Consider the following 12,301-nt stretch of genomic DNA (forward strand, 5'->3'; position numbering starts at 1 on the left):
TTTACTCCTGATCTACTTCTATTCGCTGAATCTGTAAGCCATCGTCCGCCACGATCTGTAACTGGTCGCTCTGACACTGCGGGCAGCGGCGCACGTGCTGTGAGATAAGGTGCACGTACTGCTGGCAGGTTTCACACCAGCATTCAGCCTGTTGTTCGGCGATATGCAGTTTGCAGCCTTCCGCCAGCGTGCCGCGGCACACCAGTTCAAAGCAGAAGGTCAACGCACTGGCTTCCACGCAGGAAAACGCTCCCACCTTCAACCACACGCCGGTGACCCGACGCGCGCCGGCCTGCTGCGCCTGCTGTTCGATAATTTCCAGCGCCCGCTGGCTAAGAGTGATTTCGTGCATGGTGCCTCCGTATCGCGATGGCCCATAGATGCAATAACGATGCCAGGTCATAGCTAATGTCGGATAAATGTCGATGACAGCCGTCTGACATCGTCATCGACATGTCATTTTAACGGTTTGTTTATATTAAATTCGTTAAATATCAATAAATTAAAATATGGCACGGAAAATGCTTAAACGGTGCATCTCATACAACGGGGGAGCCGGGATGACTATTTGGGAATTAAGTGAAAAGGCGGACTACATCGCCGATCGTCACCGCCAGCATCAGGAGCAGTGGCACACCTACTGCAACTCGCTGGTTCAGGGGATAACGCTGTCGAAAGCGCGTCTGCATCACGCCATGAGCTGTGCGCCGGACAAAGAGCTGTGCTTCGTCCTGTTTGGCCATTTTCAGGTCTACGTCGCGCTGGCGGAAGGCTTTAACAGCCACACCATCGAATATTACGTCGAAACCAAAACCGGTGACGATAAGCGCTTGATTGCACAGGCAACGCTGGGTTCAGACGGCACCATTGATGGCCGTATTAGCAACCGCGACCGCGAGCAGGTTCTCGAGCACTATCTGGCGGCCATCGCCACCGTATACGACCGCCTGTATGAAGCTATGGAACAAGGCCTGCCGGTGGATTTAAACCACCTGACGCAGGCCCGTTAATCGTCAGGTGTCGACAAGTGTCGAAGCTGACACCTGCGCAACCTGTTTTCGTCAAAAATGACTTTCACCCGAGGATGACCCGGTGAACCGTTTTGTAATTGCTGACTCCACCGTCTGTATCGGCTGTCGCACCTGCGAAGCCGCCTGCGCTGAGACTCACCGCCAGCAGGGCCTGCAATCCATGCCCCGGCTGCAATTAATGCGCAATGAAAAAGAATCCGCGCCGCAGATGTGCCACCACTGCGAAGACGCCCCCTGCGCCGCCGTCTGCCCGGTTAATGCGATTAATCGCGTCGATGGCGCGGTGCAGCTCAACGAGAGCCTGTGCGTAAGCTGCAAATTGTGCGGCATCGCCTGTCCGTTCGGCGCGATTGAGTTTTCCGGCAGCCGTCCGCTGGATATTCCGGCCAACGCCAATACGCCGCTGGCACCCGCTGCGCCACCGGCTCCGGCCCGCGTCAGTTCACTGCTCGACTGGGTACCCGGCGTGCGCGCTATCGCCGTCAAATGCGACCTGTGTTATTTCGACGAACAGGGGCCGGCGTGCGTGCGTACCTGCCCGACAAAAGCGCTGCTGCTGGTGGATATCCGTGATATCGCCCAGGCCAGCAAGCGTAAGCGACAGCTGACTTTTAATACCGACCTCGGCGATCTGTCGCTGTTTCAGGCGCAACAAGGGGACGTGAAATGAGTGTGATTTCATTAGTGAATCAGGCGGTGACCTGGTACGCCGCCAGCGCGGTACTGGCATTTCTGTTCACCATGCGTAAACCGCTGAGCGGGGCGATTGCCGGGATTGGCGGGGCGGTAGCCAGCGCGATGCTGGTGCTGGCGGGCGGAACGGCGCTGCTGATGCCGGAGCGAGTAAGCGGTGGCATGTTGCAGATGCTGCATCTGACCATACGGGTTGGCGGCGTTAACGCGCTGTGGCTGCTGGCGATTGGCCTGTCGGCGCTGTCGATTTCACTGTTCAATATCTCCTGGCATCGCCATCCGCAGGTCAAAGCGAACGGCCTGCTGGTGAACCTGTTGCTGGCCGCTGCAACCTGCGCGGTGGTGGTGACGAACTTCGGCGCGCTGGTGGTGATGGCGGAGATTATGGCGCTCTGCGCCGCCTTTCTTACCGGCTGCGCGCAGTCCGGCAAGCTGTGGTTTGCGCTGGGACGTCTCGGCACGCTGCTGATGGCGTGGAGCTGCTGGCTGGTGTGGTCGTTCTACGGCACGCTTGAACTGGCACAGATTACCCAACTGGCGATGGCTGCGCCGCAAAACGCGCTGTTGTGGCTGCCGGGGCTGGTCGGTTTTGCGCTGCTGGCCGGGGTTATCCCGCTGCACGGCTGGGCACCGCAGGCCCACGCGGGCGCGAGTGCTCCGGCTGCCGCGCTGTTCTCGACGGTGGTGATGAAGGTTGGTCTCTACGGCATCCTGACGGTGTCGCTGGCCGGGAGCGTACCGCCGCTGTGGTGGGGCGTGATGCTGCTGGTGCTGGGGATGATCACTGCGTTTATCGGCGGATTGTACGCGCTGATGGAGCACAACATTCAGCGTCTTCTGGCGTACCACACCCTGGAAAATATCGGCATTATTCTGCTCGGCCTCGGGGCGTTTGTCACCGGCGTCGCTACCCATAACCCGACCCTGATGGTGCTGGGATTTATCGGCGGCATGTATCACCTGATCAACCATAGCCTGTTTAAAACCACGCTGTTTCTCGGCGCGGGGGCGGTGTGGTTCCGCACCGGTCATCGCGATATCGAGAAGCTCGGCGGAATAGGTAAGAGAATGCCGCTGATTTCGCTCTCCATGCTGGTGGGGCTGATGGCGATGGCCGCGCTGCCGCCGCTGAACGGTTTTGCCGGGGAGTGGGTTATCTATCAATCCTTCTTCAAGCTAAGTACCGGCGATGCCTTTATTGGTCGTCTGCTGGGGCCGCTGCTGGCGGTGGGCCTGGCGATCACCGGCGCGCTGGCAGTGATGTGTATGGCGAAAGTCTACGGCGTCACCTTCCTTGGCGCACCGCGCAGTAAAGAGGCGGAAAATGCCACCTGCGCGCCGTGGCTGATGACCTTTAGCGTGGTGCTTTCTGCCGTTTGCTGCGTGATTGGCGGGGTTGCAGCGCCGTGGCTGCTGCCGCTGGTGAGCGGGGCGTTCCCGGTTCAGGCGGAAGTTTCCAGCGTTGTCTCCCAGCCGCTGATCGCCATCCTGCTGATTGCCTGCCCGCTGCTGCCGCTGCTGCTGATGATCTTCTTCAAAGGCGACCGCCTGCCAGCGCGCTCTCGCGGCGCGGCCTGGGTCTGTGGCTACGACCATGAAAAATCAATGGTCATCACCGCCCACGGTTTCGCCATGCCGGTGAAAGAAGCCTTTGCGCCGATGCTGAAGCTGCGCCACTGGCTGAATCCGGTGCGCCTGGTCCCCGGCTGGCAGAGCGCCTCTGCGCCCGCGCTGTTTCGCGGCGTGGCGCTGGTTGAGCTGGCGGTACTGGTGGTGATTGTGATTTCGCGAGGAGCCTGAGAATGAGCGTATTAATTGCATTGTTGCAGGCGCTGGTGTTGTTTGCCGCCGCGCCGCTGTTGTCCGGGATCACTCGCGTTGCGCGTGCGCGTCTGCATAACCGCCGTGGTCCCGGCGTGTTGCAGGAGTATCGCGACATCATCAAACTGCTGGGCCGTCAGAGTATTGGCCCTGATGCCTCCGGCTGGGTGTTCCGCCTGACGCCGTACGTGATGGTCGGCGTGATGCTGACCATCGCCACCGCGCTGCCGGTGGTCACCGTTGACTCGCCAATGACGGGGTTGGGTGACCTGATTACCCTGATCTACCTGTTCGCTATCGCCCGCTTCTTCTTTGCCATTTCCGGCCTGGATACCGGCAGCCCGTTTACCGCTATCGGAGCCAGCCGCGAAGCGATGCTCGGCGTGCTGGTGGAGCCGATTCTTTTGCTCGGCCTGTGGGTTGCGGCGCAGGTTGCGGGTTCTACCCATATCAGCAGCATCACCGACACCATTTACCACTGGCCTGCCGCGCGCAGCATTCCGCTGATTCTGGCGCTGTGCGCCTGCGCCTTCGCCACCTTTATCGAAATGGGCAAGCTGCCGTTCGACCTGGCGGAAGCGGAGCAGGAGCTCCAGGAAGGTCCGCTCTCAGAATACAGCGGAAGCGGCTTCGGCGTGCTGAAGTGGGGCATCAGCCTTAAACAGCTGGTGGTGTTGCAGATGTTTGTCGGCGTGTTTATCCCGTGGGGGCAGATGACCAGTTTTAGCGTCGGCGGTCTGCTGCTGGCGTTGGTGGTTGCCGTCGTCAAGCTGGTGGGTGGCGTACTGATTATCGCCCTGTTCGAAAACAGCATGGCGCGTCTGCGCCTGGATATCACCGGGCGCATTACCTGGACCGGGTTCGGTTTAGCCTTTTTAGCCTTCGTCTCCTTGCTGGTGGCGTGATTTAAGAGAGTTTGAGCATGTCTGAAGAAAAAATCGGTCAACACTATCTCGCCGCACTGCATCAGGCCTTTCCGGGCGTGGTGCTGGATGAAGCCTGGCAGACCAAAGACCAGCTTACCGTGACGGTGAAGGTCAACTATTTACCGGAAGTGGTCGAGTTTCTTTACTACAAGCAGGGCGGCTGGCTGTCGGTGCTGTTTGGCAACGACGAACGCAAGCTGAACGGCCACTACGCTGTCTACTACGTGCTGTCGATGGAGCAGGGGACGAAGTGCTGGATCACCGTGCGCGTAGAAGTAGATGCCAATAAGCCGGAATATCCGTCCGTCACGCCGCGCGTGCCCGCCGCCGTTTGGGGCGAGCGCGAAGTGCGCGATATGTACGGCCTGGTGCCGGTAGGGCTGCCGGACGAACGTCGCCTGGTGCTGCCGGACGATTGGCCGGATGAGCTGTATCCGCTGCGTAAAGACAGCATGGATTACCGTCAGCGCCCGGCACCGACCACCGATGCTGAAACCTATGAATTCATTAATGAACTGGGTACGAAAAAGAACAACGTGGTGCCGATTGGCCCGCTGCACGTGACTTCCGATGAACCGGGCCACTTCCGCCTGTTCGTTGACGGCGAAAACATTATCGACGCCGACTACCGCCTGTTCTACGTCCATCGCGGCATGGAAAAGCTGGCGGAAACCCGCATGGGCTACAACGAAGTCACTTTCCTGTCGGATCGCGTGTGCGGCATCTGCGGTTTTGCCCACAGCACTGCCTACACCACCTCCGTCGAGAACGCGATGGGCATCGTGGTGCCGGAACGTGCGCAGATGATCCGCGCCATTCTGCTGGAAGTTGAGCGTCTGCACTCGCACCTGCTCAACCTCGGCCTGGCCTGCCACTTCACCGGCTTCGACTCCGGGTTTATGCAGTTCTTCCGCGTTCGCGAAACGTCGATGAAGATGGCGGAAATTCTCACCGGGGCGCGCAAAACCTACGGCCTGAACCTGATTGGCGGCATCCGTCGCGACCTGCTGAAAGACGACATGATCCAGACCCGTCAGCTGGCGCAGCAGATGCGCCGCGACGTGCAGGATCTGGTGGATATGCTGCTCAGCACGCCGAATATGGAGCAGCGTACCGTGGGCATTGGTCGTCTCGACCCGCAGATCGCCCGCGACTTCAGCAACGTCGGCCCGATGGTGCGCGCCAGCGGCCATGCCCGCGACACCCGCGCCGATCACCCGTTTGTCGGCTACGGCCTGCTGCCGATGATCGTGCACAGCGAGCAGGGCTGCGATGTGATTTCGCGCCTGAAGGTGCGTATCAACGAAGTCTATACCGCGCTAAACATGATCGACTTCGGCCTCGATAACTTGCCGGGCGGCCCACTAGCGGTAGAAGGTTTCACCTATATTCCTAACCGCTTTGCGCTGGGCTTCTCTGAAGCGCCACGCGGGGATGATATCCACTGGAGCATGACCGGCGACAACCAGAAGCTATACCGCTGGCGTTGCCGGGCGGCGACCTACGCCAACTGGCCGACTCTGCGCTATATGCTGCGTGGCAACACCGTGTCCGATGCGCCGCTGATTATCGGTAGCCTCGACCCTTGCTACTCCTGTACCGACCGCATGACCGTGGTCGATGTGCGCAAGAAGAAGAGCAAAGTGGTGCCGTACAAAGAGCTGGAGCGCTACAGCATCGAGCGTAAGAACTCGCCGCTGAAATAATTGAGCCATTGCGTGGGGATTCCCCTCACCCCGACCCTCTCCCCATGGGGGCGAGGGGGAAGGGCAGATCGAGTGCGAACTTACTGACCGTGCAGATCTGTCCCCTCTCCCTTTCAGGGAGAGGGCTAGGGTGAGGGTAAAAACACCGCACGTAAGCTGGGAGCAACTAATTAATGTTTACCTTTATTAAAAAAGTCATTAAAACCGGCACCGCGACGCATTCATACCCGCTGGAGCCTATGCCGGTGGATAAAAATTTCCGTGGCAAGCCGGAGCACAATCCGCAGCAGTGCATTGGCTGTGCGGCCTGCGTGAACGCCTGCCCGTCTAACGCCTTGACGGTCGAAACCTGTCTCGCCACCAACCAGCTGGCGTGGCAGTTCAACCTTGGGCGCTGCATCTTCTGCGGACGCTGTGAAGAAGTTTGCCCGACGGCGGCAATCAAGCTCTCTCAGGAGTACGAGCTGGCGGTGTGGAAGAAAGAGGATTTTCTCCAGCAATCCCGTTTCGACATCTGCCACTGCCGGGTGTGCGAACGCCCGTTCGCCGTGCAAAAAGAGATCGACTACGCCATCGCGCTGCTTAAGCACAACGGCGATACCCGTGCCGAGCTGCATCGCGAAAGCTTTGAGACCTGCCCGGAGTGCAAACGCCAGAAATGTCTGGTGCCGTCCGACCGTATTGAACTGACTCGCCATATGAGAGAGGCCAGCTGATGAGCAATTTATTAGGCCCGCGCGACGACAACGGCATCCCGGTGCCGATGACGGTGGATGAATCCATCGCCAGCATGAAAACCGCGTTGCTGAAGAAAATTAAGCGCTCCGCCTACGTCTACCGCGTGGACTGCGGCGGCTGCAACGGCTGCGAAATCGAGATTTTCGCCACCCTGTCGCCGCTGTTTGATGCCGAGCGTTTTGGGATCAAAGTGGTCCCTTCGCCGCGCCATGCCGATATTCTGCTGTTTACCGGAGCGGTGACCCGCGCGATGCGTTCGCCTGCATTACGCGCCTGGCAGTCTGCGCCGGACCCGAAAATTTGTATCTCCTACGGCGCATGCGGCAACAGCGGCGGCATCTTCCATGACCTCTACTGCGTGTGGGGCGGGACCGACAAAATCGTGCCGGTAGATGTTTATATTCCCGGCTGCCCGCCGACGCCAGCCGCGACGCTGTACGGCTTCGCCATGGCGCTGGGGCTGCTGGAGCAGAAAATCCACGCCCGTCTGCCGGGCGAGCAGGACGAACAAGCGGCTGAGATTCTTCACCCGGACATGGTGCAGCCGCTGCGCGTACGTATCGACCGCGAAGCGCGCCGCCTGGCGGGCTATCGCTACGGCCGCCAGATTGCCGACGACTATATGCGCCTGCTCGGACAGGGCGATAATCAGGTGGTACGCTGGCTGGAGGCGGAGAAAGATCCGCGTCTGACCGAGATCGTCACCCATCTTAACTTGGTGGTAGAGGGAGCGCGTATCCGATGAGCGAAACGGTGGTGTTCAGTCAGTTGAGCCGTAAATTTATTGATGAGAACGATGCCACGCCCGATCAGGCGCAGCAGGTGGTCTATTACAGCCTGGCGATTGGCCACCACCTCGGCGTGATCGATTGCCTGGAAGCGGCGCTGAGCTGCCCGTGGGAAGCGTACCTGGCGTGGGTTGCTACGCTTGAAGAGGGCAGCACCGCGCGGCGCAAAATGGAAGGCGTGCCGAAATACGGCGAGATTGTCATCGACAGCAATCATGTGGCCATGCTCGCCAACGCCTTCGATAAAGCGCAGGCCGGGCAAACCCCTGAGCAGCAGGCGTGGAGTAAAATTATGCTCAGCATGCTGCATGATATTCACCAGGAAAGCGCCATCTACCTGATGGTAAGGAGACTCCGTGACTGACGTTTTACTCTGTGTCGGCAACAGCATGATGGGTGACGACGGCGCAGGCCCGCTGCTGACGGAGATGTGCGCCGCTAATCCGGTTGGCGATTGGGTAGTGATTGACGGCGGCAGCGCCCCGGAAAACGACATTGTCGCTATTCGTGAACTGCGCCCCGACCGGCTGCTGATCGTCGATGCCACCGATATGGGGCTCAATCCAGGCGAAATCCGCATCGTCGACCCGGACGATATCGCCGAGATGTTTATGATGACCACCCACAATATGCCACTTAACTATCTTATCGATCAGCTGAAAGAGGATATCGGCGAGGTGATCTTCTTAGGCATTCAGCCGGATATCGTCGGCTTCTATTACCCGATGACCCAGCCGATTAAGGATGCGGTCGAGGTGGTGTATCACAAGCTGAACGGCTGGCAGGGGAACGGTGGGTTTTCGCAGCTTGAGGCGGCGGAAGAGTAGGGTTAATGCCGGAGAGTGTGAGACTCTCCGGCAAGATTCGCTTCAAAAGGCACGGCTGGTAAATATTAATGAAACCGCCATGGCTGGTTTGTTTTGGAAACGGAAATGTATCGTTATTTTTATTTGTGTGAAACGTATATTAATACGCTGACGCTTTATCTTAATAAAGCAAAAGCGTCGCAGAATGTATTATTCATTAACCTGTTCGATAATTAACTTCCCTTGCATCACCAATACTTTTACCGTCGTACCTATAGGAAATCCCGCCGCTTCCAGCCAGTCTCCATTGAGATTCAACGATGAATGCTGCTGACCGCGTTGGCTTTGCCGGGTTTTGCGCCTGATATAACCCACTTTTAAATGACGAAAGGGCCTGGTAATAAGCGACTCCGTTTTATTGTTTTCTTCTGTCATGGTTTTCTCCATACTTTATTTATTTGTCGCTGGGCAAGCGATATGCGGTGAAACTCTATTTTGCGTTTAAAAACTACTGAATAAAATGCCAGTAAAAAAACAGAATGGCAAACCTGAAACTGGAAGCAAGCTCGACAAAATAAAATGCAAAAAATGAAACTGGAAATATTAGGTTGTGATTGGCTTGAATAAGATTTTTCAGGTTATTTTATTTAGGGTAATAATAGTGGCGTGAAATGAATAGTGTAAAATATTATGTATGGAATATTGGGGCTGCCGGGTGCCATTCCCGGAGGCGATGCTGCGCATCTGTCCGGGCTACCGGCCCGCAGGCGTTGATGAACTCGTAGCCCGGCTAAGCGCAGCGCGAGCCGGGAAAAATTCCGTGCTACAGGTGTTTGTGAGGCTGAGGATCCCTCAGCCTGCGGGGCAAACTACGCCAAATCTTCTCCGTTGCTGGCAATCACCTTTTTATACCACCAGAACGATTTTTTGCGTTTGCGCGCCAGCGTACCGTGGCCTGCGTCGTCGCGGTCAACGTAGACAAAGCCGTAGCGTTTACTCATCTCACCGGTAGAAGCGGAAACCAGATCGATGCAGCCCCAGCTGGTGTAGCCCATCACCGGAATACCGTCTTCGATGGCGTCGCCCATCGCTTTAATATGCTCGCGCAGATAGCTAATGCGATAGTCGTCGTTAATCTCGCCGTTGGCGTCAATCTCATCGCGCGCGCCGAGGCCGTTCTCTACTAAAAACAGCGGCTTCTGATAGCGGTCATACATCATATTCATGGTGATGCGCAGGCCGAGCGGGTCGATACCCCAGCCCCATTCGCTGGCCTGAATATGCGGGTTCTTCAGCGACTTAACGATATTGGCGGCATTGGTGTTATTGGCGTTCATCTCCGCCGAGGCGCAGCGCGAGGCGTAGTAGCTAAAAGAGACGAAATCGACGGTATTTTGCAGGATTTCATCATCACCCGCTTCTTTCACAACCGTCACGCCTTTCTCGCGGAATACCCGTGCGGCCCATACCGGATACGCACCACGCGCCTGCACATCGATAAAGAACAGATTCTCGCGGTCTTTCTCCAGCGCCATCCATACGTCTTGCGGCTTACAGGAGTATGGGTAGAAATTGCCGCCCGCCAGCATACAGCCGACCTGATTTTGCGGGTTTACCTCATGGGCGATTTTGGTGGCTAAGGCGCTGGCTATCAGTTCATGATGCGCGGCCTGGTATTTCACCTGATCCTGATTCTCGCCCTCTTCAAACACCAGCCCGGCTCCGGAGAACGGGCTATGCAGCATAATGTTGATTTCATTGAAGGTGAGCCAGTATTTCACTAAACCATCAAAAGCTTCAAAGCAGGTGCGGGCGTAGCGGGTAAAAAACTCCACCATTTTACGATTGCGCCAGGAGCCGTATTCCGTCACCAGATGCATCGGCACGTCGAAATGGCACAGCGTCACCAGCGGCTCGATATTGTGCTTTTTGCACTCCTCGAACAGCGAACGGTAGAAGGCGATCCCTTCTTGATTCGGCTCTTGTTCATCACCTTTCGGAAACAGGCGGCTCCAGGCGATAGAGGTGCGAAACACGCTAAAACCCATCTCCGCCATCAGGGCGATATCTTCTTTATAACGATGATAAAAATCAATGGCCTCGTGGCTTGGGTAAAATTCATCGTCGCGTAGCTCAAAACGCTTCTCCAGCCCCAGCTTGACCGGCAGGCGGTGAGCGCCGTGGGGAATGGTATCGACGGTGGTCAGCCCTTTACCGCCGTCCAGATATGCCCCTTCGGACTGGTTGGCGGCCAGTGCGCCGCCCCATAAAAATCCCTGTGGAAAAGTCGCCATGCGTTACCTCATTATCAAAATTGTGTTCAGGCGTGTGATGTTTGAGCCGTGGCCTGGCGTTGTCTGGCGTCAGCAGCGGCCTCTTCAACTGGAATATCTTCGAAGCCGAGCAGTAGGGTCAGGATAAACGACAGCACTACCGCCAGCGCCATGACGCCAAAGACCCAGACGATAGTCATCGGATTAGCCGGGTCGAAGAACTGGACGCTGGTAAACAGGCCCGGTGCCGCCATCGAGTGGCTGGCGAGCCCGGCAATCCCGGCCACCGCGCCGCAGATAAAGCCGCTGATCAGGCTGGCAATCAGCGGTCGCTTCAGGCGCACCGCCACGCCGTACAGCGCGGGTTCGGAAATCCCCGCCAGAATGGCAGAAGCCGCGGCCGCCAGCGCCGTCTGGCGCAATTCCGGGTTTTTGGTTTTCCACGCCACCGCCAGCGATGAGCCACCCAGCGACAGGTTCGCGCCGATTTCAGACGGCATGACCATGCCCTCTTTACCGGTTTCGGCAATGGTTTGAATGATGGTCGGGGTAAAGACGCGGTGCATCCCGGTCATCACCAGCAGCGGCCACAGTGCGCCCATAATCGCCACCGACAGCCAGCCCAGATAGCTATGAATGGTATAAACCAGCGCGGAAATGGCGCTACCAATCCAGATGCCGAGCGGGCCAATCAGCAGAATCGACAGCGGGGCGGCAATCAGTACGATCAGCATCGGTTTAAGGAAGTTTTTGGTGACCGCTGGGGTAATACGGTCAACCCAGCGTTCGATATAAGAGAGGCACCAGGTCATCACCAGCGCCGGGATCACGGTATAGGTGTATTTCACCGCCGTCACCGGAATAAAGGCGAACTCAACGTACTCGCCCTGGGCGGCTTTCGCCATCAGTTCGATAAAGCTCGGGTGTACCAGCACCCCGGCAATTGCAATCGCCAGCGACATATTGGTTTTGAATTTCACCGCCGCAGAAGCCGCTACCATCAGTGGCAGGAAGAAGAACGCGCCGTCGCCGATCACCGTCAAAATGGTCAGCGTTGGCGCCCCTTTTGGCAGCACGCCGGTCATCTCCAGGATCATCGCCAGCAGCTTAACCATCGATCCGCCGATAATCGCCGGGATCAGCGGCGACATGGTGCCGATCAGCGCATCAAGGATCCCCGCTCCGATGCGTTTTAAGGTGATAGGCGGTTTCCCCTGCGGTTCGGCAGGGCGCAGATCCCCCGGTAGCAGGGCCACCACCTCGCGATACGCCTGGGAGACGGTATTACCGATGATCACCTGACACTGGTTGTCGCTACGCACCACGCCGAGTACGCCTTTTAGCCCTTTCAAGGTGGCGCTATCAACCTGCTCGCTGTCTTTGACCACGAAACGCAGGCGCGTCATGCAGTGAGTAACGGCAGCGACGTTATCTACGCCACCTATCGCCGTGATGATCTGCTGCGCCAGGGCTGCATAATTTTTAGACATCGGATTTTATCCTGTTTATCAATGGGGTA

General features: G+C 57.6%; 13 protein-coding genes. 9 read left to right on the forward strand and 4 right to left on the reverse strand.

All coding sequences use genetic code 11. The features are described from left to right. Position 1: 1 nt before the first annotated feature. Positions 2 to 352, reverse strand: a complete 351-nt coding sequence (gene hypA, locus HV213_RS07090) for a hydrogenase maturation nickel metallochaperone HypA (protein ID WP_181485175.1) — start codon at positions 350 to 352, stop codon at positions 2 to 4. A gap of 208 nt (positions 353 to 560) precedes the next feature. On the opposite strand from hypA, the gene hycA reads away from it, so the two are divergent. The 9 genes from hycA (at position 561) to hycI (ending at position 8,530) form a co-directional block, all read left to right on the forward strand. Beyond that, positions 561 to 1,010: a formate hydrogenlyase regulator HycA gene (hycA, locus tag HV213_RS07095; protein WP_110275778.1), complete on the forward strand. Its 450-nt coding sequence runs from the start codon at positions 561 to 563 to the stop codon at positions 1,008 to 1,010. Between the two features lie 82 nt (positions 1,011 to 1,092). Then, the gene (locus tag HV213_RS07100) at positions 1,093 to 1,701 is read left to right on the forward strand and encodes a 4Fe-4S dicluster domain-containing protein (RefSeq protein WP_110275777.1); all 609 of its coding nucleotides are present in this window, start codon (positions 1,093 to 1,095) and stop codon (positions 1,699 to 1,701) included. Continuing rightward, a complete protein-coding gene (hycC, locus tag HV213_RS07105; RefSeq protein WP_181485176.1) occupies positions 1,698 to 3,524 on the forward strand; it encodes a formate hydrogenlyase subunit 3 in 1,827 nt (608 codons plus the stop codon). Before HV213_RS07100 ends, hycC begins: the two co-directional genes overlap by 4 nt. 2 nt (positions 3,525 to 3,526) lie before the next feature. Then, on the forward strand, positions 3,527 to 4,450 hold the full coding sequence (locus HV213_RS07110; protein WP_181485177.1) for a respiratory chain complex I subunit 1 family protein: 924 nt from the start codon (positions 3,527 to 3,529) through the stop codon (positions 4,448 to 4,450). Between the two features lie 17 nt (positions 4,451 to 4,467). Continuing rightward, the gene (hycE, locus tag HV213_RS07115) at positions 4,468 to 6,177 is read left to right on the forward strand and encodes a formate hydrogenlyase subunit HycE (protein WP_181485178.1); all 1,710 of its coding nucleotides are present in this window, start codon (positions 4,468 to 4,470) and stop codon (positions 6,175 to 6,177) included. Positions 6,178 to 6,350: 173 nt separating this feature from the next. Beyond that, entirely contained in the window at positions 6,351 to 6,893 is a 543-nt protein-coding gene (locus HV213_RS07120) for a formate hydrogenlyase complex iron-sulfur subunit (RefSeq protein WP_110275773.1), read from the forward strand. Further along, complete coding sequence (locus tag HV213_RS07125) at positions 6,893 to 7,660, forward strand: NADH-quinone oxidoreductase subunit B family protein (protein ID WP_181485179.1); 768 nt, start codon at positions 6,893 to 6,895, stop codon at positions 7,658 to 7,660. Before HV213_RS07120 ends, HV213_RS07125 begins: the two co-directional genes overlap by 1 nt. Continuing rightward, positions 7,657 to 8,067, forward strand: coding sequence for a formate hydrogenlyase maturation HycH family protein (locus HV213_RS07130; protein WP_181485180.1), 411 nt, complete (start codon positions 7,657 to 7,659; stop codon positions 8,065 to 8,067). The genes HV213_RS07125 and HV213_RS07130 overlap by 4 nt, the downstream gene beginning before the upstream one ends. Beyond that, the gene (gene hycI, locus HV213_RS07135; RefSeq protein WP_181485181.1) at positions 8,060 to 8,530 is read left to right on the forward strand and encodes a hydrogenase maturation peptidase HycI; all 471 of its coding nucleotides are present in this window, start codon (positions 8,060 to 8,062) and stop codon (positions 8,528 to 8,530) included. The genes HV213_RS07130 and hycI overlap by 8 nt, the downstream gene beginning before the upstream one ends. 189 nt (positions 8,531 to 8,719) lie before the next feature. On the opposite strand, the gene HV213_RS07140 is transcribed toward hycI, so the two are convergent. The 3 genes from HV213_RS07140 to ascF all read right to left on the reverse strand — a co-directional run bounded on the left by HV213_RS07140 (position 8,720) and on the right by ascF (position 12,272). Further along, positions 8,720 to 8,944: a SymE family type I addiction module toxin gene (locus HV213_RS07140; protein WP_181485182.1), complete on the reverse strand. Its 225-nt coding sequence runs from the start codon at positions 8,942 to 8,944 to the stop codon at positions 8,720 to 8,722. Positions 8,945 to 9,378: 434 nt separating this feature from the next. Continuing rightward, positions 9,379 to 10,803, reverse strand: coding sequence for a 6-phospho-beta-glucosidase (locus HV213_RS07145; RefSeq protein WP_181485183.1), 1,425 nt, complete (start codon positions 10,801 to 10,803; stop codon positions 9,379 to 9,381). Positions 10,804 to 10,829: 26 nt separating this feature from the next. Beyond that, the gene (gene ascF / locus HV213_RS07150) at positions 10,830 to 12,272 is read right to left on the reverse strand and encodes a PTS cellobiose/arbutin/salicin transporter subunit IIBC (RefSeq protein ID WP_181485184.1); all 1,443 of its coding nucleotides are present in this window, start codon (positions 12,270 to 12,272) and stop codon (positions 10,830 to 10,832) included. Positions 12,273 to 12,301 lie beyond the last annotated feature (29 nt).

Source organism: Klebsiella sp. RHBSTW-00484, from assembly GCF_013705725.1.
Taxonomy (GTDB): domain Bacteria; phylum Pseudomonadota; class Gammaproteobacteria; order Enterobacterales; family Enterobacteriaceae; genus Klebsiella.

What these genes read in the sequence shown, in the direction of transcription:
- hypA (WP_181485175.1), bottom strand. Translation starts at nt 352, where the DNA reads ATGCACGAAATCACTCTTAGCCAGCGGGCGCTGGAAATTATCGAACAG.
- hycA (WP_110275778.1), top strand. Translation starts at nt 561, where the DNA reads ATGACTATTTGGGAATTAAGTGAAAAGGCGGACTACATCGCCGATCGT.
- hycC (WP_181485176.1), top strand. Translation starts at nt 1,698, where the DNA reads ATGAGTGTGATTTCATTAGTGAATCAGGCGGTGACCTGGTACGCCGCC.
- HV213_RS07110 (WP_181485177.1), top strand. Translation starts at nt 3,527, where the DNA reads ATGAGCGTATTAATTGCATTGTTGCAGGCGCTGGTGTTGTTTGCCGCC.
- hycE (WP_181485178.1), top strand. Translation starts at nt 4,468, where the DNA reads ATGTCTGAAGAAAAAATCGGTCAACACTATCTCGCCGCACTGCATCAG.
- HV213_RS07120 (WP_110275773.1), top strand. Translation starts at nt 6,351, where the DNA reads ATGTTTACCTTTATTAAAAAAGTCATTAAAACCGGCACCGCGACGCAT.
- HV213_RS07125 (WP_181485179.1), top strand. Translation starts at nt 6,893, where the DNA reads ATGAGCAATTTATTAGGCCCGCGCGACGACAACGGCATCCCGGTGCCG.
- HV213_RS07130 (WP_181485180.1), top strand. Translation starts at nt 7,657, where the DNA reads ATGAGCGAAACGGTGGTGTTCAGTCAGTTGAGCCGTAAATTTATTGAT.
- HV213_RS07140 (WP_181485182.1), bottom strand. Translation starts at nt 8,944, where the DNA reads ATGACAGAAGAAAACAATAAAACGGAGTCGCTTATTACCAGGCCCTTT.
- HV213_RS07145 (WP_181485183.1), bottom strand. Translation starts at nt 10,803, where the DNA reads ATGGCGACTTTTCCACAGGGATTTTTATGGGGCGGCGCACTGGCCGCC.
- ascF (WP_181485184.1), bottom strand. Translation starts at nt 12,272, where the DNA reads ATGTCTAAAAATTATGCAGCCCTGGCGCAGCAGATCATCACGGCGATA.